We start from the raw sequence: 19,264 nt of genomic DNA on the forward strand, positions 1-19,264 counted from the left end.
ATGGTCAGGCTGGAGCGGCCATGCTAACCAGTTCGGCGACTGGCGGGTATGCGGCAAATTGCCGCAGACTGCAGTCGCCGGGTCGCATGGCTTATCACGGCTTGCGCAGGGCCAGGCCTGAGGTCCCTATGGTTTTCCAGAGCTGGTCGAGGGTTGCCAGCAGTGCCGGGGAAGTGACAGCCGGGTAGCTGGCGTAGAGGGCGACGACCAGGCGGCGGTCGAAGTCGATGTATAGGCTGTTGCCGTGCGGGCCGATCAGGGCGGCCCGGTTGCTGTCGCCGCCGAGGTGCACGAAGCCATAGCGCGCCTCGCTGCCTTTCGTCAGGCCGCGGATTTCCGGGGTGCGCAGGCCGGCCGAGGCGGTCAGGGTTTCGATGAACCAGCTCGGGATGCGGCTGCGATTGCGGTTGCTGCGGGTTTCGAGCAGCAGGTTGCCGAGCCGGGCGAAATCGCGCAGCGACAGGGCCAGCCCGTCGGCCAGTTCGGTACCCTGGCTGTCGGTCAGCCAGAGCACCGGATGTTCCGGGCGCAGGCGAGTCTGCAGTTGTTCGCAGAACAGGCGGGAGAGCGGCATGGCGTTGCTCTCGGCGAGCAGCCAGGCGAGCAGGTCGTCATCCGGATTGCCGGCGACGGCCGGGGCGCTTAGCTCGGTCGGCGGCTTTTCCCAGCGTCCCGCCAGGCTGAGCCAGGGGCGCATGCCTTGGCCGGTCTCTTCGGCCGTCCAGCCGCCGGCCTGTCGCCAGCCGGCAAGATCCTGGTCGCTCCAACTGCGACTTTCCTCGTTTTCGAGCAGGCGTTGCACGGACAGTTTGCGGATGCCGGGCTGTTTGCTCAAGGTTGGAAGATAACGATTGACCGGGCGGTCGGCAGCCAGCTTGCCCACCCCGATGCTGATCGCGCCGAGCAGGTTGAGCAGCGGGCGGGTGGCCTGGAGCAGCAGGCGAGGGTCTTCGCGGCGCAGGCCGTGGCGATAGCTTTCGGCCAGAATGCGTCCGTTTTGCAGGATCAGGATGCCATCGGCGGCCAGGCGGCTGTCGAGCAGGAACTCGAGGTCGCGTTCGCGCCCGTCGATCGGGTCGGTCGCCTTGGCAGCCGCGAGATCGAGCTGGCGCGAGGCCGGACGCAGCACTTCGCCGGCTTGGTCGGGCTCGAGGCGCAGGGCCGGCATGAAGATGTTGGCAGCCGGCAGCGTACGGCGCAGGTTTTCGGTGGTCAGCCAGTTGTTCTTGTCGATCCAGCGGCCGATTTTCTGCGGCCCGCTCGCCACGCTTTCGAACTGGCAAGCCGGGGGCGCGGCAATCGTCGGCGTGCTGGCCGCAATGAGGAGCGAAAAGATCGACAGCCGGCGCTTCATCAGGAATTCTCCGCGGAGGGTTTGCTGGGGGGCGGCATCAGGCGCTCGGTGGCCTCGCGCACGACATCGTTCAGGTTGCCATGCTCTTGCTGTTTTGCGCGCAGCCAGGCGGCATCGCCGGCCTCGTCGGCGATGCCGTGGCGGAGGGCCTTGAGCCAGTGTTCGCAGCCGAGTTCCCGGGCATCATCGGCCAGGGTTTCGAACAAGGCTTTGAGAATTTCCTGCATCGGTTGCTGAGCGAGCGCGATCGGGTCGGAAATCATCGCTGCCATGCCGTAGCGGCAGGCCTGGAACTTGTTGTAGCGGGCAACATGAAGTTGTTTGGCGGTCTGCAGTTCGGGGCGGGTGCGGAGCAGCCAGCGGGCCAGCGATTGAGCCAGGGCGGCCAGCGCGGCGGCCTGTTCGATGGTCAGTGGGGTATCGCAGACGCGGATTTCGACGGTGCCGAATTCCGGTTTGGGCCGGACATCCCAATACAGATCCTTGATGCTCTGGGCAATGCCGCAGGCTTGCAGGAAGCTGAAGTGCTCGACAAAGTCGGCCCAGCCGGCCAGGGGCGGGCACTGGCCGCTCAGCGGAAAGGCCGAAACGGCATTGAGCCGCGCCGACTGGAAGAAACTGTCGACGCCATCGACGAAGGGCGACGAGGCGGAGAGCGCGATGAAGGCCGGCACGTAAACACCGAGCGCCTGGGTCAGCCAGATGGCGTCATCGGCCGAGGTGCAGCCGACGTGGATGTGCTGGCCGAATACCGTGAATTGCTTGGCCAGGTAACCGTAGCGCTGGTACAGGTCGTCGAAGCGCTCGCCCGGGCAGATGCGGCGCTCCGGCCAGCGGTGGAAGGGATGGGTGCCGCCGCCGCAGATGCCGATATTGTTGCGTTGGCTGTGATGGCGCAGCGTCTCGCGCAGGCCGCCGAGGTCGGCGGCGATGCCGTCGACGGTGGCCTGCGGCTGGGTGCTGATCTCGATCATGCTCTCGGTTATTTCCAGCTTGATCTCGCCGTAGCGGCCGTCGTAGTCGAGGCTGCCGATCAGGTCGGTGGCGCCGCGCGTCAGGTCGAAATCGCGCCGCGATACCAACTGCAGTTCAAGCTCGACCCCGAGGGTCAAGGCGGCGCTGTCGGTGAATTCGCCGAGTGGCGTGCTGCTCATGCCATACCTCCCGTCTCAGGCGTCCCGCTTTCGCATTCGCCCGATTTCTTCAAGGCCTGGCGGCACAGGGCAGGGCCGGCCAGTTCCATGATGGCGGCGGCGAACAGCGGCAAGGCCAGGGTCGAGCTGCCGATTTCCGGGTAAAGGCTGGCAATCTCGTAAGCCATGAAGACGGCGGTGGCCGACAGTGGCTGAATGCCCATGCCGACCAGCAAACGCTTGGGCATCGGCAGGCTGCCGCCGGCCAGCGCGAGGGCGGCCGTTTTGGCGATGGCGCGGACGGCGAGCAGGCCGAGCGCCTGCAGACCGGTCAGCCAGGTGAAGTTCTGCCAGGGCAGGGAGGCGCCCACCACCACGAAGAGGACGATGGCGAGCAGCCAGTGGCCCTCCGGCAACTGCGTGTAACGCAGCGTTTGCTGCGGGTCGTGGGTGGCCAGCAGCACGCCCATCAGGAACAGCGTGAGGAAGACCGGTACCGCCAGCATCCGGCCGATGCCGACGGCGAGCAGGGCGCAGGCGATCAGCACAAAAACCTGGGCGAGCGACCGTTTGGGGAGCAGGCGGGCGATGGCCAGGGCCATTCGGCTGGTCAGCCCGGCAATCAGCAGGGCGCCGGCCGCCACCCAGAGCGGATGGGCTAGCGCGTTCAGCCAGCCCTCGTTTTGTTCGGCATGCACGATGCCGAGGACAATGGCGAAAGCGACGAAGGAGGCGGCCGAACTGATCGCCGTATGCAGGATTACGCGTTCGGTGACCTGGCCCTGGGCCTTGTATTCGTCGATGGTGAGCAGTACGACCGCCGGCGCCGAGGCCATGGTGACCGCCGCGGTGGCGGCTGCCCAGGCGGGCGTCAGGCCGACCACCCAGAGGGCGAAGAGGAAGATTAGGGCGAACGACAGAACGATGTCGCCCAGCGTACTGCGCAACAGTTCGGGGTTGCGGCCGAGCCAGGAAATATCCAGCCGGCGGCCGACCTCCATCATTAGCAGGCCGAGCGCTGCATCGGCAATCGGCCGCGCCTGGGCCAGTGCCTCGATGCTGATCCAGCCGAGCAGCGAGGGGCCGAAAACGGTTCCGGCCAGTACGTAGCCGATGACTTTCGGCCAGCCGACCCGGGCGTGCAGCCATTCGCCGATCAGCAGTCCGATGACCAGCAGCAGGCTGAACAGGGCCAGCGAATCGATGCTTTCCGGAAACGGCGGCAGGAAGAATAGCCGTTCGAGCAGGCTTTCCCAGAGCGAACGCGGCAGCGCGAGGAGGCTATCGAGCATGCGGTGTCCGATCGTCGGTACCGGGCGAGATCACCAGCGTCGGCCGCGTGCGGCGTTCAGGAAGCCGTCGAGAATCGGGGTGCAATCGAGCAACTGCGGGCTACCCGGCGGGTGAAACTCCGGATGCCATTGCAGACCGAGGACGTAGGGCCGGCCTTCCAGTCTGACCGCTTCGATCAGGCCGTCGCCGACGCTTCGCGCCTCGACGTGCAGGCCCTTGCCGAGGCTCTTGATCGCCTGGTGGTGGATGGACACCACGGCGCCGTGGGTGGTCTCGGGATAGAGCTTGCTCAGGCTGGAGTCGGCATCCCATTCGATTTCGTGGGCATGTTTGTCGTAGTCGTCGTGCAGGTGGATGGCCGGCTTGTCGTATTGCGTGGCGATGTCCTGATACAGCGTGCCGCCGAGCGCCACGTTGATCAGCTGGGCGCCACGGCAGATGCCGAGCACCGGCTTGCCGGCCTCCATGAACTCGTGCAGCAGTTCCATTTCATAGGCGTCGCGCAGGCGGTCGCCGGCCCACTCGGGCTGTTGAGGTTCCTCGCCATAGCTTTGCGGACAGATGTCGGCGCCGCCCTGCAGGACCAGGCCATCGAGATATTGCGGGTAGTCGGAAAGCCGGATGCTGCGCCGATGGACGATAGCGTCGCCGCTCACCGAGGGGATCATGAAGACCATCACCTCGCGCGACATGACCCAATGAGCCACCGATTGTTCGAGATACTGCAGCGATTTTGACTGCAGCCCGCTGGCCCCGGGCAGGGGATGGTAAATCCGGGCGGAAAGGCCGATGCGTAAGGGACGTCTGCTCATGGTGCTGTTCCTCCGTGCGATTTGGCCGCCTCGGGCACTTTGGCCGGCGGTCGTCCGAGGATGAGTTTGCTGGCTTCGCCAAACCCCTTGATCGCGGTCTGCGTCGCCAGCGGGCCGCATAACTGCATCAGCAGTATAGTCGCCAGCAGCATGCCAACAAGCTTCGGGTCGAGACCTGAATAGAGCATTTGTGTGTTGGCGAGCAGAACCAGCGCAACGCTCGACATGGGTTGCAGACCGACGGTCAGCAGCCCGCTTTCCCTGAGCGAAAGACCGAGGCGTTTGCCGGCCAGGGCGCTGGCCAGCAACTGGCCGGCCAGGCGGGTGAGGGCGATCAGCAGCACTTCCGGCCAATAGTCGCCGAGGTAGGCGATATCGAGCGCTGCGCCGGCAAGGACAAAGGTGATGACGAGAAAAACGCGAGCGTCGCTGGCGATACGCAGGGCGATGACCTTGCGTTCGCGGTCGATGCTGCGCACCAGAAAACCGAAAATCAGCATCGGCAGAAAGACCGAGACTTCAAGATGGATAGCCGTCCCGACACCGAGAACGATGCAGCCGAGGATCAGCAAGTGCTGGTGCTCGGTTTGCTTTTCCAGCTTTTCGGCGCCGAGCAGGACCAGTCCGGCACAAGCGCCGCCCAAGATCAGCGAGCCGATGATGCTGCCCAGTCCTTCGCCCAGGCGCGCCAGCGTGCCGGCCGCTTCGCTGTCGTTGAGGAAGGGCGTGAGCAGTGCGACGGCGGAAAAGGCGACGCAGCCGTTGATCGCGACCATCGTGTACAGCAGGTCGGTACGCTCGCCCCGGGCGCCGACGTCGCTACAGGTGGCAATGGTGATGGCCGGCGAGGTGGCGAGACAAAGGGCGGCGGCAAACAGCGCGCTGCCGGTCGAAAAACCCCAGTAAGCGAACAGCGCGAAGGTCAGCAGGCCGCAGGTCAACGCAATGCCCAGGCCGGCGAACAGACGCGGCCGGCCGGCGCCGGCCGCGCTGCGCGGGACCAGATAGCCCAGCTCGAAAAGAATCAGGCCAAGGGCGAGGTCGATAATCAGCTGGATCGATTCGATATGAAAAGCGGTGATCCAGTTCAGGCCGCTTGAGCCGGCGAGCAGACCGAACACGACAAAGCCGGTGGTCCGGGGGAGCGAAAACAGGCGTCTCGATGCCTCGCCAGCCGCCAGGCCGCCCAGTAGAACGAGACCGAAAAGCTGGATCGAGTTGATCATAAAAAAAGGGGGCTAGCCCCCAAAAATCCTCGTCGAAAAGGAAAATACGCCAAAAAACGGTACAACTACATTGCTGGCAAATATAATTGATGCCTTTCGTCCACGCAAGCCAATTGCCAGGCCCCGTCATGCCAGCTCATCCCGATTCGTCATCGCTGTTAGCGATGGAGGTGTTGCAACAGTTCCGGCTGATCTACGGTTCGCTGCGCCAGTATTTCCGTCTGGTCGAGGAACGTTGCGGTCTGCCCGGCTCGCAGATGTGGGTCTTGCAGGAGGTTCGGCGCCGGCCGGAGATCGGCATCAGCGATCTGGCGGTGCGGATCGGCGTGCATCAATCGACCTGCAGCCTGTTGGTGGACAAACTGGTGGCCCAGGGCTGTCTGACCAAGAAACGGCACAGTGCCGATCAGCGCCGGGTCGGGCTTTGTCTGGCGCCGAACGGCCTGACGGCACTGGCCGCCTTGCCGGGGCCGGCCGAAGGCATCCTGCCGCAGGCGCTTGCCGAGCTGCCGGAGGTGGCCCTGAAAACATTGCATATCAATCTTGATGCCTTGATACAACAACTACCCGGCAAGGACGCGTCTTATGCCGGGACGCCGCTCGCCGACCAGGTCGGCAGCGTCGATGGAGAGAACAGCTGATGGCCGGTTTGCTACGTATGATATTTCTCGCCGCTTTGCTGGCCGGTTGCGCCAGCGAGGCACCGCTCGAGCTCCAGCCATCGCCGTCCTTGGCGCCGCCGCGCGCCAAAGCTGCGGCGACGCGGCGTGCCGTGCCGAAGCCGGAGGTTCCGCTTGATGTGGAAAACAATATTTTTTTCCCGGCCAGCGCGGTGCAGGTCGATGCGGATGGCCGACGGAAACTGCAACGCCATGCGCAACGCCTGAAGGCCGATCCGAAGCTGGAACTGATGCTGGTCGGCTATACCGACGATCAGGGCAGCCGCTCCTACCAGTTGGCGGTGGCCGAGCAGCGGCTGGAGGCGGTGTTCAAACTATTGCGCGGGATGGGCGTGCCGGGAAGGCAACTGCGTCGCTATCCGGTCGGGCGGGAAATGAGCATCCCGGGGTGTAGCGATGCCGCGTGTCGCGACAGCATGCGCCGGGTCGAGCTGATCTATCAGGATTAACCGCTCAGTGCTGCTCGACTGCGACCAGCGCGAAGGGCAGGGTGAAGCTGAAGCGGCTGCCGACGCCGGCCGTACTGGTGATCTGCAGTTCGCCGCCGAGCAGTTCGATCAGCTTGCGGGCGATCGGCAGGCCGACGCCAATGCCGCCATGGCGCCGGACGCTCGAACCATCGGCCTGGACTAGCAGGCCGCTGAGCAGTTTGAGCTTTTCCGGCGGGATGCCGGGGCCGGTATCGTCGATGCAGAACTCCACCTTGATGGCCGTCGCCGCATGCTCATGAATGCGGGCCGAAACGCTGACCCGGCCGCGCTCGGTAAACTTGATGGCGTTGCCGATCAGGTGGGTGAAAATCTGGCGCAGCCGTTCGACGTCGCCGACCAAAACACCGGGTAGGGCCGGATCGATCTCTTTAATCAGGGCCAGCCCCCGGGCTTCTGCCGCGGCGCGATGGCTGACCAGCAGCGTATCGATCAGCGTTTGACCGGCCGGAAAAGGCGACGGCATCGGTCTGGCATGGCCCGCTTCGAGCGCCGACAGTTCGATCAGGTGGCTGATTATGCGCATCAGGTCGTCGGCCGAATGGCGCAGCGGGACGAGCAATTCGTGTTGCTCGGGAGTCAGGTTTTCATGACTGAGCAATTCGCCGAGGCCGACCACGCCGTTCAGCGGGGTGCGCAGTTCGTGACTGATATTGGCCAGGAACTCCGTCTTGGCGCGGTTCGATTGCTCGGCAATTTCCCGCGCATGTTCGAGATTGGCGACCAGACCGTCCTTTTCATGTTCAAGGCGCAGGCTGTCCTGGAGCGTGTCGTGGAAATAGTCGGCGCTGCGCGTCAGCATCACCATGTAGATCACCGCCATGGCGCTGAAAGCGATGTGCAACGGATCGGAATCGATGGTGCCGATCAGCACGGCGAGGCCGACCGGCCAGGCATAGGCGCGGAAGATCCGCTGGTCGGCGGCGAGTATCGGCACCGCGCCGGCCACCATGCCGGCCATCACCAACGCGGTGAATAGCTGCAGCGTGGTATCGCCAAATCGCATCAGCAGGATCGCCCCGGCGGCCCAGACCAGGCCGCTCGCTGCCGCGCCGACCAGGGCTTGGCGCCGCCAGAAGGTGGACTGCGCGTGTTGTTGATCGGTCGTCCGCCGGGAAAAGCGGATCGCCAGGCTGATCCGCCAGGCCGCCGCCAGCATGGCCAGCAGCCACCAGGTGCCGAGCACCATCCGGGGCAGCTGCGAGGCGGCCACCCAGCTCAGCAGGCTGGCATTGAGCAGCGCGACGACCTGGCCGGGGCGCAGGTTGCGGTAAAGCAGCTCGACCTGGCGACCGAGGATCGACGGATCGGTTGTTGTGCTCAATGCAGCGCCTTGCTCGCCGTGGCCTCGAACAACGCGGCAACATCGGCGGCCGAAAAGTGGTAATCGCGGTTGCAGATGTCGTCGCGAATCAGGATTTCGCCGTGCTCGGCGAGAATCGTTTCGGCATCCTGCCGGCCAATGGCGCGAATCATGTCGCCCACCTTCTCCCGGTCTTCCGGGCAGTGGTAAGTGACCGGCAGGGCGTCGTAGAGGCGCAGGCCGTGCGTCGCCATGTCCTCATGGAACAGCCGGGTGAGCAGGGTTTCGACATGGAGTTCGAGCAGTTCGGCCGGTTTGACCGTGCTCGCCAGCTGGCTGATGCGCGCCCAGCCGTCGGCGTCGTGCTGGTCGGCTTGCGGCATTTTCTGCAGGAACAGGCAGGCCGCGGCTTGTCGGCCGGCCGTGGCAAACAGGCGCGACGGCTGCTGCTCCGACTGCTCGAGGTAGTGCTCGAAAATGGCGGCAATGCTGTCGCCGACCATCGGGACAAAGCTCTGATAGGGCTGGCGGGCATCGGGCATGTCGAGGCTCATCATCAACTGACCGCCTTGCTCGGCGCCAAGCAGTGTCGGCACCGGCGCCGGTAGCACCACCGGGTTGCTGCGCGCCATGCCGCGCATCTGCAGTTGTTCGTTGCAATCCATCACCAGCAGCTGAACCGGGCCGTTGCCGCGCAACTGCAGCGTCAGGCGCCCGGGCTGCTTGAGCTGGCCGGCGATCAAGGCGGTGACAGCGGCCGTCTCGCCGAGCAATTGGGCGACGGTCGGCTGATAGTTGCGGTCGAATTGCATTTGTTGCCAGGCATCGCCGAGGTGCACGATCGCGCCGCGGATGTCCAGGCCGTCGAACAGGAAGCGGCGGACGAAGCTGTCGCTCATTTCAATTGTTCCGTGTAGGTTTCCGGGCTGAAGCCAACCAGCAGCGTCTTGCCGGTATCGAGCACCGGGCGCTTGATCAGGCTCGGGTATTGCGCCATCAACTGCAGCGCCTTGGCTTCGTTGACGTCGGCGCGCTCGGCCTCGCTGAGTTTCTTCCACATCAGGCCGCGAGTGTTCAGCAGTTTCTGCCAGCCGGCCCGCTGATTCCAGTCGGGTAGCCTGGCTTCGGCAATGCCGGCCTTCTTGTAATCGATGAATTCGTAGGCGACGTCGTTCGCTTCCAGCCAGGCGAAGGCTTTCTTCATGGTGTCGCAATTCTTGATGCCAAATATTTTGATCATTGCCGCGGGTGCTTATTGGGAAAAATGAATGATAACAGCGCCGGGGGCTCCGGCGGACCGGGCCGGAGGATCAACTAAGGGGGAAGTCTGTCACGGCATCTTGCCCCGTTCGCCAGCCACGTCGCCGGTGGTTTTAGCGTATCGGCAAACGATAACCGCCTGACGGGCAGGCGGTTATCTGGGGGTCAGCGTTTCAGCTTGGCAAAGGCCGAGGCCATAGCGTTGCCGGCTGGCGCCGGTGCGCCGCTGCTGCGCGGCGCGGCGCGCCCCGGGTTGTGGTTGCCGCGCGCCGCCGGTGGGCTGTCGTGGCGGCTGCCTTTGCCCGGCTCGTCGCCCATGCGCATGGTCAGCGCAATGCGCTGGCGTTGCAGATCGACTTCCAGCACCTTGACCTTGACGATCTGGCCCGCCTTGACGATGGTATGCGGGTCCTTGACGAAGGTGTTGGACAAGGCCGAGACGTGCACCAGACCGTCCTGATGGACGCCGATATCGACAAAGGCGCCGAAAGCGGCGACGTTGGTGACGACGCCTTCGAGGATCATGCCCGGGCGCAGGTCGCCGACCTTTTCGACGCCATCGGCAAAGGTCGCCGTCTTGAATTCGGGGCGCGGGTCGCGGCCGGGTTTTTCCAGTTCCTTGAAAATGTCCTGGACGGTCGGCAGGCCGAAGCGCTCGTCGGTGTATTTGCTCGGGTTGAGGCCCTTCAGCGCCCGGCTGTCGCCGAGGATTTCCTTGATCGGCTTGCTCAGGTCGACAATGATCTTCTCGATCACCGGATAGGCCTCGGGGTGTACCGAGGAGCTGTCAAGCGGGTTGTCGCCGTTCGGCACGCGCAGGAAACCGGCGGCCTGCTCGAACGTCTTGTCGCCGAGGCGCGGAACTTTCTTGAGGGCATCACGTGAGCGGAAAGCGCCATTGGCATCGCGGTAGCTGACGATATTCGTGGCCAGCCCGGCGTTGAGGCCGGAAATGCGGGTGAGCAGCGGAATCGAGGCAGTATTGACATCGACGCCGACGGCATTGACACAGTCTTCGACCACCGCATCGAGGTTGCGCGCCAGCTTCGTTTGCGAGACGTCATGCTGGTACTGGCCGACGCCGATCGACTTGGGATCGATCTTCACCAGCTCGGCCAGCGGGTCCTGCAGTCGGCGGGCAATCGAGACGGCGCCGCGGATTGAGACGTCGAGGTCGGGGAATTCCTTGGCGGCGAATTCGGAGGCGGAATAGACCGAGGCGCCGGCTTCCGAGACGACGATCTTGGTCAGCCGGGCTTCCGGGTAACGCTTCATTACGTCCTGCACCAGCTTGTCGGTTTCCCGGCTGGCCGTGCCGTTGCCGATGGCGACCAGGGTCACCTGATACTTCGCAGCCAGGCGGGCGATGGTGGCCAGCGAGCCATCCCAGTCGCAACGCGGTTCGTGCGGGTAGATGGTGGCGCTATCGAGAAACTTGCCGGTGGCGTCGACGATGGCCAGCTTGCAACCGGTGCGAATGCCCGGGTCGATGCCCATCGTGACGTGCTGGCCGGCCGGGGCGGCGAGCAGCAGGTCCTTCAGGTTGCGGCCGAAGACGCGGATCGCCTCTTCCTCGGCGCGTTCGCGCAGCTCGTTCATCAGTTCGAGTTCGAGGTGGGTATAGACCTTGACCTTCCAGGTCCACCGCACGGTGTCGGCCAGCCACTTGTCGGCCGGACGTTTCTGGTCCTTGATGCCGAAGCGGACGGCGATGCGCTGCTCGCAAGGGCCGGGGCCGGGTTTGATGTTCTCTTCGTCGAGTTCGGAATCGAGGACCAGCGAGACGTTCAGCATCCCTTCGTTGCGGCCGCGCAGCAGGGCGAGCGCACGGTGTGAAGGCATGGTGGCGATGGCTTCGGCAAAGTCGAACCAGTCGCGGAACTTGGCGCCTTCGGTTTCCTTGCCTTCGACGACGGTAGACCGGACGTGGCCGTGTTCATTCAGGTATTCGCGCAGCTGGCGCAGCAGTTCGGCGTCTTCGGCGAACTTTTCCATCAGAATCTGGCGGGCGCCGTCGAGTACCGCTTTGGCATCGGCAAAGCCGGCTTCGGCATTGAGGAATTTTTCGGCCTCGTCATCCGGCGTCAAGTTCGGGTCTTCGAGCAGGCTCAGGGCGAGCGGCTCGATGCCGGCTTCGCGGGCGATCTGCGCCTTGGTCCGGCGCTTCTGCTTGTACGGCAGGTAGAGATCCTCTAAACGCTGCTTCGTTTCGGCATCGTCGATCTCGGCCTTCAGTTCCGGCGTCAGCTTGCCTTGTTCCTCGATGCTGGCGAGCACCGCGGTGCGCCGTTCTTCGAGGTCGCGCAGGTAGGTCAGGCGTTCTTCCAGATTGCGCAGCTGGGTGTCGTCCAGTTCGCCGGTCACCTCCTTGCGGTAACGGGCGATGAAGGGCACGGTGGCGCCTTCGTCGAGCAGGGTGATGGCGGCGATGACCTGAGCCGGGCGGACGCCGAGTTCAAGGGCGATACGGTGTTCGATGGGAGCGAGCATGGATGCGGCAGTGCAACAAGGGGGGGTGAATGATGCTTAATTCATTGGAAAAATACAACTGCGTTCATGTGGTGTAGCATGTTCTGGCAACTAATCCAACGAAGAGGAGAATCCCATGAAAGTTGAAACTTATCTGTTTGGTGGCGTCGAAATTGACCCGGAAAAAGTTATCACCTTCCCGAATGGCCTGGTCGCCTTCGAGAAAAACAAGCGCTTTACGTTGGTTCATGAAGAAGGCAAGACACAACCGTCGAGTTTCACGCTGCAGTCGCTGGATGATCCGTTCCTGGCTTTCCAGATCGTCGATCCGACGACGCTCGGCTTCAACTACGATCTGCTGCTCAGCGATGCCGAAAATGCGCTGCTGCAATCGCCGGCCCCCGAAGACGTCGCCGTGATGCAGGTGCTGTTCAAGAGCGAAGGCGAAGGCAAGGCGGCGATCAGTCCGAATCTGCGCGCCCCGCTGGTCATCAACGTCAAGGCACGGGTCGGTCTGCAAAAAGTAATGGAAAACATGCAGACGAACATCACCTTGTCGAACCTGTCGAGCGCGGTCTAAACGCTTTCGAAAGCAACGAATGCGGGGCTGCGGCCCCGCGTTGTCGTTTACAGCAGCGATAGCGTGTCGCGATAGCGCTCGGCGTTGTCGACGTAATGGGCCGCCGATTTCAGCAAATTGGCCGCGTCTTCATCGCTCAGTTCCCGCACCACCTTGCCTGGCGAGCCGACGATCAACACGCGGTCGGGAAAAACCTTGCCTTCGGGAATCAGCGTGTTGGCCCCGACGATGCAGCCCTTGCCGATCACCGCCCGATTCAGAATCACCGAGCCGATGCCGATCAGGCTGCCATCGCCGACGGTGCAGCCGTGCAGCATGACCAAATGGCCGACGGTGACGTTGTTGCCGATGTGCATCGGAACGCCTGCGTCGGTGTGCAGCACCGAGCCATCCTGGATATTGGTGTTCTCGCCGATGTGGATCGGATCGTTGTCGCCGCGCAGCGTCGCATTCCACCAGATCGACGCATTGGCGCCGAGCCGGACGTCGCCGATCAGCGTGGCATTGGGCGCGACCCAGGCGTTTTCGCCCAGCCGGGGGTATTTTTCACCGAGACGAAAGAGGGGCATGTTGTCTCCTTTTGGCAATCTGGAAGTTGATCGTTTGGCGTTGCCGGAAATCGATTCTACGCCCGCTTACTGCTGAGTTTTTGCACGATCAGGCTGCCGATCATGTCGCCTTCGACATTGACCGCCGTGCGCACGGTATCGAGGATACGATCGATGGGCAGCAGGATGGCGATGGCCTCGGTCGGCAAACCGACCGATTGCAGGACCAGCACCATGCTCAGCATGCCGACGCTGGGTATCCCCGGCGCGCCGATGGCGCCGAGCATGGCGACGAAGAAGATGATCAGCTGGCTGGCGATATCCAGTTCGATGCCGGCCAGACGGGCGACGAACAGCGCCGCCGCCGCTTCGTAGAGGGCGGTGCCGTCCATGTTCACGGTGGCGCCGAGCGGCACGACGAAATTGGCGATGTCCTTTTTGACGTGCAGATGCTGCTCGGTACAGCGCAGCGTGACCGGCAGCGTCGCCGAGCTGGAGCTGGTGGCAAAGGCCGTGATCAGGGCTTCCCGCGCCCCTTTGAAAAAGAACAGCGGCGACTTGCCGGTGACCAGCCAGAGTATCAGCGGCAGCACGACAATGCCGTGCAACAGCGTGCTGCCGGTCACGACCAGGATGAAATGGCCGAGGCTTTGCAGCAGCGCAGCGTTCTGCGTGCTGACCAGTTGCAGCAGCAGGGCGGCGAGGCCGAGCGGGGCGAGGTGCATGATCCAGCCGACGATCATCAGGCAGAGCTCCTGCAATTCCTCGATCAACTGGCGCAAGTTGCGGTAACGCTCGCCGCCGATGACCAGCGCGATGCCGAGAAACAGGGCAATCATCACGATGGCCAGGATGTCACCCTGGGCCAGCGCCTTGAACGGATTCTGAAACAGGCCGCGCATGAACTGGGCGATGTAGTCGGGCAACGGCATCTGCCGTGCCTGATAGTTTTTCGTCGCCTCGGCGAACATCTCGAGATGCAGTCCCTCGCCGGGCCGGAAAATATGCGCCGCCCCGAAGCCGATGACGATGGCCAGCGCCATGGTGATGAAGAAAAAGACCAGGGTGGTGATCCAGACGCGGTGCATCTGGTCGTGTGCCCGCAGGTTGGCGACGCCAATCACGATGGACGAAAAGACCAGCGGCACCAGCACCATGCGCAGCAGATCGAGAAAAAGGTTGCCGACCAGTTTTGCGCCGTAAAGGGTGTCCTGCACCAGCGCTGTCTGGCCTTGCGCGTGCAGCGCCAGTCCGGCGGCAATGCCGGCAGTACAGCCGATCAGGATCTGGGTGTTGAGCGAGATGCGTTTCATCGTTGGCAGGTTGTGATCGAAGTAATCGGCATTTTAGCGGCGTTGTCCGGCGCCGTTCGTGCTGGCATCATCGCTTCACTACATTTACCGGGGTTGAAAATGGGCGATTTCGAAAACTTGACCGCCGCGCTGCGGGAATTCCGCGATGCGCGCGATTGGCGGCAGTTCCATTCGCTGCGCAACCTGATTACCTCGCTCAACCTCGAAGCGGCGGAATTGCTCGAACTGACCCAATGGAAAAGCGACGCCGAAGTCGAGGCGCTGCCGGGCGAGCCGCTGGCCGCCGAAGCCTTGCGCGACGAGTGCGCCGACATCCTGCTTTACCTGCTGCTGATCGCCGATACGGCGGGCATCGACCTGGCCGCGGCGGCACGTGCCAAGCTGGTCAAGAACGCCGCGAAGTATCCGGTCGACAAAGCCCGCGGTTCGCGGGCCAAGTATTCCGAACTGGGCTAGGCGGGATGGCCCGGCTCATGCCGTGTCCGGCAACGCGTTCCAGGTCGCCGGCGATTCGCCATCCGGGCCGACCAGCCGGGGATGCAGCAGTTCGGCCAGCCAAGCCATGAATAGCCGGGTGCGGCGGGGCAGGTGGCGCCGGTTGGCATAAAGGAGCGAGACCGGCATGGGGTGGGCGCGATACGCCGGCAGGACTTCGACCAGCCGGCCGGCGTCGATCAAGGGCCGCAAGGATACCTCGGGCGCCTGGATCAGGCCGAGGCCGGCCAGGCAGGCGGCCTGGTAGGCCTCGGAATTGTTGACGGTCAAGGCACCTGGCATCGGCAGAAAACGGGTTTGATTGCCGTTATTCGCATCGAGGTACTCGAAGCCCGGGCTTTTCGTCCCCAGCGTCGGGACATAGTGCACCAGCCGATGCCCGGTCAGTTCGTCGAGGCTTTGCGGGGTTCCGAAGCGCGTAACGTAGGCCGGGCTGACGCAGTTGATCATCCGGTAATAGCCAAGGCCGCGGGCAATCAGACTGGAGTCGCTGACCGTCCCGACGCGGACCACGCAGTCGAAAGCCTCGCGCACCGGATCGACCAGACGGTCGGTGCTGCTCAGCTCCACGGCCAGCTGGGGATGGGCCGCCATGAAGGCGGGCAATTGCGGCGTCACCAGATCGCGCGCCATGATCAGCGGCATGTCGACGCGCAACCGGCCGGCCAGTTCGGCTGGGTTGGCGCGGAACATGCCCTGAACTTCTTCCATGTCGGCCAGCAGATCCGTGCACCGTTCGTAAAACGCCAGACCATCCTGGGTCATTTGCACCCGCCGCGTCGTCCGATGCAGCAAGCGCGTGCCGAGCAGGTTTTCCAGCCGTTGAACGGCGGTTGAAATGCTCGCTTTCGGCAAGCCCAGGCGCTGGGCGGCCTGGGTGAAACTGGCCAGCTCGGCCACCCGGACGTATATCTGCATTGCTTCGATCTGGTTCATCAGACTTGCACCAACTGTTCATTAATGGCGAACAGTCTAATCGGTTGGTGCCGATTTATCTTCATTGCATCGTTCAATAGACTGCATTCATCCCGCTGCTATTCAACGCAGCTGGCAAACCCGCCAAATCAATGAAGAACAGGAGCACAACATGCAACGCAAAATTGCCATCGTTACCGGCGGCAGCCGGGGTCTCGGCCGCAATGCCGCCTTGAAGCTCGCCGCCCGGGGCATCGATGTCATCCTGACCTATCGTACCGGTCGGGCCGAGGCGGAAGCGGTGGTCGGCGAAATTGAAAAGCTGGGTGCCCGGGCTGTGGCACTGCCGCTCGATGTCGGCCTCAGCCACGCATTTCCGGCCTTTGCCGCCGAAGTTCGCGGGGTTTTACAGAAACAATGGCAGCGCGAACGCTTCGATTACCTGCTCAACAATGCCGGTATCGGCATCCATGCCGCCTTCGCCGAAACCAGCGAGGAACAATTCGACCAACTGGTCAATATCCAGTTCAAGGGCGTCTTCTTTCTCACCCAGGCGCTGTTGCCCTTGATTGCCGACGGCGGGCGCATTCTCAACGTGTCGACCGGGCTGACCCGCTTCGCGCTACCGGGCTTTGCCGCCTATGCCGCGATGAAAGGCGCAATCGAAGTGCTGACCCGCTATCTCGCCAAGGAGCTCGGGCCGCGCGGCATTACCGTCAATGTTCTTGCTCCGGGGGCGATCGAGACCGATTTTGGCGGTGGCGCGGTGCGCGACAATGTGCAAATGAACGCTTTCATTGCGTCGCAGACGGCGCTGGGGCGGGTCGGTTTGCCGGATGACATCGGCGATGTGGCCGCCTCGCTGCTTTCCGACGACAACCGCTGGGTCAATGCCCAGCGGATCGAGGCCTCGGGCGGCATGTTCCTGTAAGGCCCAAGGCTGGCCAGGGTGGCGAGCCTTCAGCTCGACTCGCTTTCCACCGTGTATTTCGCGCCCTCGCCCTGGGCCAGCAGGGCGGTCAGCTTGGGCAGGGTTTCGTGCATTTTCTTTTCCAGCGTCCACGGCGGGTTGATGATGAACATGCCGCTGCCGTTCATGCCGTAGCCGTCTTTCGACGGCGCGCTGACTTCCAGCGAGACGTGCAGCCAGTTCTCGGCACCCAGGCCTTTCAGCTTGGCCGGCAACTTGCGCGATTCGAGCTTGGAGAGCATCGGGTACCACACCGCGTAAGTTCCGGTCGGGAAGCGTTTCAGGGCTTCCTGCAGGCCTTTGACGACATTGCTGTAATCGTCCCGGGTTTCGTAGGAAGGGTCGATCAGGACCAGCGCCCGGCGGGGCGGTGGCGGCAGGATGGCCTTCAGCCCGGCGAAACCGTCGCCCGCAGTGATCGCTACCTCGCGCCCGGCGGTCTTGAAACATTCCTGCAGCAGCTTGACGTCGGTGCTGTGCAGTTCATAGAGCCGCAGCCGGTCGCTTTCCCGCATCAACTGGCTGGCCAGCCATGGTGAACCCGGGTAGTAGCGCAGCTGGTCGTCCGGGTTGAGCATCTTGACGAACTCGAGATAGACCACGGCCGCCGGCGGCAGACCCTTCTGGCCCCACAGGCGGCCGACGCCATCCTTGTATTCGGCCAGCTTGGTGGCGTGGGCCGATTCCAGTGCGTAGCGCCCGGCACCCGCATGGGTGTCGATAATCCAGAACGGGGCGGGCTTTTCGCCCATGTATTCGGCGATCTGGATCAGGATGATGTGTTTCAGCACGTCGGCATGATTGCCGGCGTGAAAGGCATGGCGGTAGCTGAGCATTGAGCGGGAATTAATCCGGAAGCGGGTCGAGGGCTACGAATTCTAGCCCTTCGTTGGCTTCTATGCATTTCCCGATTTGTCGATGAAGAGTCCGGCCGGCAGTATTGAAGGTGACCCGTTGCCTGGCGACGAGCCGGCCGGGCGGTGCGATCAGGCCGGAAAACCTGCCATAGGCCGGCAGGCTGTGCAGGAAAATGGCGCGCAGGCTGGCCGCCTTTTCGCTCGGCAGTTCGACGATGCTGACCTGCGGCGAGAGCAGTTGCAGACCGAGTTCGAGCCGGGTATTGCTGGCGCTTACCCGGCGCACCAGGCAGACGTGAATCCGGCTCGATTCGCGCGGTTGTAGCGCGACGACGGCGCCGGCGCCGATCCGGCATTTTTCGCCATTGACGAAGCGGATAAGGAAGCCGTCCGGGCTTTCGTCGATCAGCGACCATTCGCTGGTCTTGAAGGTCTTGCCGTCGTGGCGGCAATCGGCGTCCAGGGCGCGGCGCGAGAAGGCGTTGCCGTCGAGGAAGGCGATCACCTCGTCGAGTCCGCCGACCAGGTCGGCCCGCGGCTTGAACTTGCTGCGGCTGAAGCGGCGGGCATTGCGGCCGCCGACGGCAACGCGCAGGCTGTGCAAGAGCAGCGGGCTGATCTCGAGGTCGGGCTGGACCGCTTTGCCGGGCTGGCGGGCGAGATTGCGGTCGAGCGCCGCCAGCACCTGGGTGCAGTCGATGATCAGGCAGCCGCTCTCCGGCAGGTCGGAAGACAGCCGACTCAGCGGCTGGCCCGGACAGCCGGTGTCGGGGCAAACCAGAAAGCAGGACTCGGCGCGCCGGCTATTGAGGATTTCCGGCGATGCCTCGGCCACCACTGCGTAGGCTGCCAGTTGCCAGGTGCAGGCGTGAATTAGGTCGAGCTGCGGGCGGGGCAGCTTGGCCGGTTCGAGATAGGCGAAGAGCAGGGCGCCGAGATATTCATGCTCGATCGGTGCCGTTTCCCCGTTGAGCGGCTTGGCCAGCGGGTCGCAGGCCATCCGGTAGAGGGCGTGCAGCATCTGCCAGGAGGCGGCGGACGGCGCGGTATAGGCCCGGTAGGCCAGCAGTTGCCGGCGGGAAAGCAGTGCCAGCGCCCGCTGAATCGCCCGGTGGAGCAGCTGGTTGAGACCCGCGCCGTGATGGTGTTCGAGGATATCGTGGGCAATGCCGGCGTAGGCCTGGGCCATGCCCTTGAGCAGGTTGTCGGCGTTGATCGCGGCGCTGGTTGCGGCCCTGGGCAGCGGCAGGACGGCTTGCCCGATTTCCTGCTCCAGGCTCGGCAAGGCGCGTTCGGCTTCCTGACGCATTTCTTCCAGTTGACTGAAGCGCAACTGCGGATCGGCCTGGCGGCTGATCGACGGCAAGACCGCGCTCCCCAGTTTTCTGACCAGCTCGAGTGGCGAGAGGCCGCTGGTCGTCAGCAATTGCGTCCGGAAATCCGCCGTCGCCTTGCTGTCGGCATGCGGTTGACTGAAGGGGAGCAAATCGCGGATCAGTTGCAGCGGGGAGTCCATCGACGGGGATAATGAAGTGACATTCGCATTATCCCGCATATTCATGCAAATT

At 63.7% G+C, this 19,264-nt stretch carries 19 protein-coding genes; 5 read left to right on the forward strand and 14 right to left on the reverse strand.

What is annotated here, in order from left to right:
• Nucleotides 1-94 precede the first annotated feature (94 nt).
• The 5 genes from ACLIKD_RS05910 to ACLIKD_RS05930 are packed head-to-tail and all read right to left on the reverse strand — an operon-like array spanning nucleotide 95 to nucleotide 5,818.
• Nucleotides 95-1,354, reverse strand: a complete 1,260-nt coding sequence (locus tag ACLIKD_RS05910) for a hypothetical protein (RefSeq protein ID WP_428827558.1) — start codon at nucleotides 1,352-1,354, stop codon at nucleotides 95-97.
• On the reverse strand, nucleotides 1,354-2,508 hold the full coding sequence (locus ACLIKD_RS05915; RefSeq protein ID WP_428827559.1) for a YbdK family carboxylate-amine ligase: 1,155 nt from the start codon (nucleotides 2,506-2,508) through the stop codon (nucleotides 1,354-1,356). Before ACLIKD_RS05915 ends, ACLIKD_RS05910 begins: the two co-directional genes overlap by 1 nt.
• A complete protein-coding gene (locus tag ACLIKD_RS05920; RefSeq protein ID WP_428827560.1) occupies nucleotides 2,505-3,779 on the reverse strand; it encodes a cation:proton antiporter in 1,275 nt (424 codons plus the stop codon). Before ACLIKD_RS05920 ends, ACLIKD_RS05915 begins: the two co-directional genes overlap by 4 nt.
• A 30-nt stretch (nucleotides 3,780-3,809) precedes the next feature.
• A complete protein-coding gene (locus ACLIKD_RS05925; protein WP_226419384.1) occupies nucleotides 3,810-4,592 on the reverse strand; it encodes a gamma-glutamyl-gamma-aminobutyrate hydrolase family protein in 783 nt (260 codons plus the stop codon).
• A complete protein-coding gene (locus ACLIKD_RS05930) occupies nucleotides 4,589-5,818 on the reverse strand; it encodes a cation:proton antiporter (RefSeq protein WP_428827561.1) in 1,230 nt (409 codons plus the stop codon). The genes ACLIKD_RS05925 and ACLIKD_RS05930 overlap by 4 nt, the downstream gene beginning before the upstream one ends.
• A 128-nt stretch (nucleotides 5,819-5,946) precedes the next feature.
• Here ACLIKD_RS05930 and ACLIKD_RS05935 point away from each other — a divergent pair, with 128 nt between their 5' ends.
• Together ACLIKD_RS05935 and ACLIKD_RS05940 are read left to right on the forward strand one after the other, a co-directional pair.
• Entirely contained in the window at nucleotides 5,947-6,459 is a 513-nt protein-coding gene (locus tag ACLIKD_RS05935) for a MarR family winged helix-turn-helix transcriptional regulator (protein WP_428827562.1), read from the forward strand.
• A gap of 17 nt (nucleotides 6,460-6,476) precedes the next feature.
• Nucleotides 6,477-6,947 (forward strand): OmpA family protein, encoded by a 471-nt coding sequence (locus ACLIKD_RS05940; protein WP_428827563.1) that lies wholly within the window; start codon nucleotides 6,477-6,479, stop codon nucleotides 6,945-6,947.
• Nucleotides 6,948-6,951: 4 nt separating this feature from the next.
• On the opposite strand, the gene ACLIKD_RS05945 is transcribed toward ACLIKD_RS05940, so the two are convergent.
• From ACLIKD_RS05945 to ACLIKD_RS05960, 4 genes are all read right to left on the reverse strand, one after another.
• Nucleotides 6,952-8,310: a sensor histidine kinase gene (locus ACLIKD_RS05945; protein ID WP_428827564.1), complete on the reverse strand. Its 1,359-nt coding sequence runs from the start codon at nucleotides 8,308-8,310 to the stop codon at nucleotides 6,952-6,954.
• Complete coding sequence (locus ACLIKD_RS05950; protein WP_428827565.1) at nucleotides 8,307-9,188, reverse strand: Hsp33 family molecular chaperone HslO; 882 nt, start codon at nucleotides 9,186-9,188, stop codon at nucleotides 8,307-8,309. The genes ACLIKD_RS05945 and ACLIKD_RS05950 overlap by 4 nt, the downstream gene beginning before the upstream one ends.
• Nucleotides 9,185-9,529, reverse strand: coding sequence for an ArsC family reductase (locus tag ACLIKD_RS05955; protein WP_226419390.1), 345 nt, complete (start codon nucleotides 9,527-9,529; stop codon nucleotides 9,185-9,187). The genes ACLIKD_RS05950 and ACLIKD_RS05955 overlap by 4 nt, the downstream gene beginning before the upstream one ends.
• A gap of 185 nt (nucleotides 9,530-9,714) precedes the next feature.
• A complete protein-coding gene (locus ACLIKD_RS05960; RefSeq protein ID WP_428827566.1) occupies nucleotides 9,715-12,039 on the reverse strand; it encodes a Tex family protein in 2,325 nt (774 codons plus the stop codon).
• A 115-nt stretch (nucleotides 12,040-12,154) separates the two neighbouring features.
• On the opposite strand from ACLIKD_RS05960, the gene fliW reads away from it, so the two are divergent.
• A complete protein-coding gene (fliW, locus tag ACLIKD_RS05965; protein WP_226419392.1) occupies nucleotides 12,155-12,598 on the forward strand; it encodes a flagellar assembly protein FliW in 444 nt (147 codons plus the stop codon).
• Nucleotides 12,599-12,645: 47 nt separating this feature from the next.
• Here fliW and ACLIKD_RS05970 read toward each other — a convergent pair whose 3' ends face one another.
• Together ACLIKD_RS05970 and ACLIKD_RS05975 are read right to left on the reverse strand one after the other, a co-directional pair.
• The gene (locus tag ACLIKD_RS05970) at nucleotides 12,646-13,167 is read right to left on the reverse strand and encodes a gamma carbonic anhydrase family protein (protein ID WP_428827567.1); all 522 of its coding nucleotides are present in this window, start codon (nucleotides 13,165-13,167) and stop codon (nucleotides 12,646-12,648) included.
• 56 nt (nucleotides 13,168-13,223) lie between these two features.
• Nucleotides 13,224-14,459, reverse strand: a complete 1,236-nt coding sequence (locus ACLIKD_RS05975; protein ID WP_428827568.1) for a dicarboxylate/amino acid:cation symporter — start codon at nucleotides 14,457-14,459, stop codon at nucleotides 13,224-13,226.
• 99 nt (nucleotides 14,460-14,558) lie between these two features.
• Between ACLIKD_RS05975 and ACLIKD_RS05980 the strand changes: the two genes are divergently transcribed.
• Nucleotides 14,559-14,915, forward strand: a complete 357-nt coding sequence (locus ACLIKD_RS05980) for a nucleotide pyrophosphohydrolase (RefSeq protein WP_428827569.1) — start codon at nucleotides 14,559-14,561, stop codon at nucleotides 14,913-14,915.
• 15 nt (nucleotides 14,916-14,930) lie between these two features.
• On the opposite strand, the gene ACLIKD_RS05985 is transcribed toward ACLIKD_RS05980, so the two are convergent.
• On the reverse strand, nucleotides 14,931-15,890 hold the full coding sequence (locus tag ACLIKD_RS05985; RefSeq protein ID WP_428827570.1) for a LysR family transcriptional regulator: 960 nt from the start codon (nucleotides 15,888-15,890) through the stop codon (nucleotides 14,931-14,933).
• 151 nt (nucleotides 15,891-16,041) lie between these two features.
• Between ACLIKD_RS05985 and ACLIKD_RS05990 the strand changes: the two genes are divergently transcribed.
• Nucleotides 16,042-16,800 (forward strand): SDR family oxidoreductase, encoded by a 759-nt coding sequence (locus tag ACLIKD_RS05990; protein ID WP_428827571.1) that lies wholly within the window; start codon nucleotides 16,042-16,044, stop codon nucleotides 16,798-16,800.
• A 29-nt stretch (nucleotides 16,801-16,829) separates the two neighbouring features.
• Here ACLIKD_RS05990 and ACLIKD_RS05995 read toward each other — a convergent pair whose 3' ends face one another.
• Both ACLIKD_RS05995 and ACLIKD_RS06000 read right to left on the reverse strand, forming a co-directional pair.
• On the reverse strand, nucleotides 16,830-17,675 hold the full coding sequence (locus tag ACLIKD_RS05995; protein WP_226473006.1) for a 23S rRNA (adenine(2030)-N(6))-methyltransferase RlmJ: 846 nt from the start codon (nucleotides 17,673-17,675) through the stop codon (nucleotides 16,830-16,832).
• Nucleotides 17,676-17,685: 10 nt separating this feature from the next.
• Nucleotides 17,686-19,257, reverse strand: a complete 1,572-nt coding sequence (locus ACLIKD_RS06000) for a hypothetical protein (protein WP_428827572.1) — start codon at nucleotides 19,255-19,257, stop codon at nucleotides 17,686-17,688.
• Between the last annotated feature and the right edge of the window lie 7 nt (nucleotides 19,258-19,264).

The sequence above is a fragment of the Azonexus sp. IMCC34842 genome (assembly GCF_050368855.1).
Classification (GTDB): domain Bacteria; phylum Pseudomonadota; class Gammaproteobacteria; order Burkholderiales; family Rhodocyclaceae; genus Azonexus; species Azonexus denitrificans_A.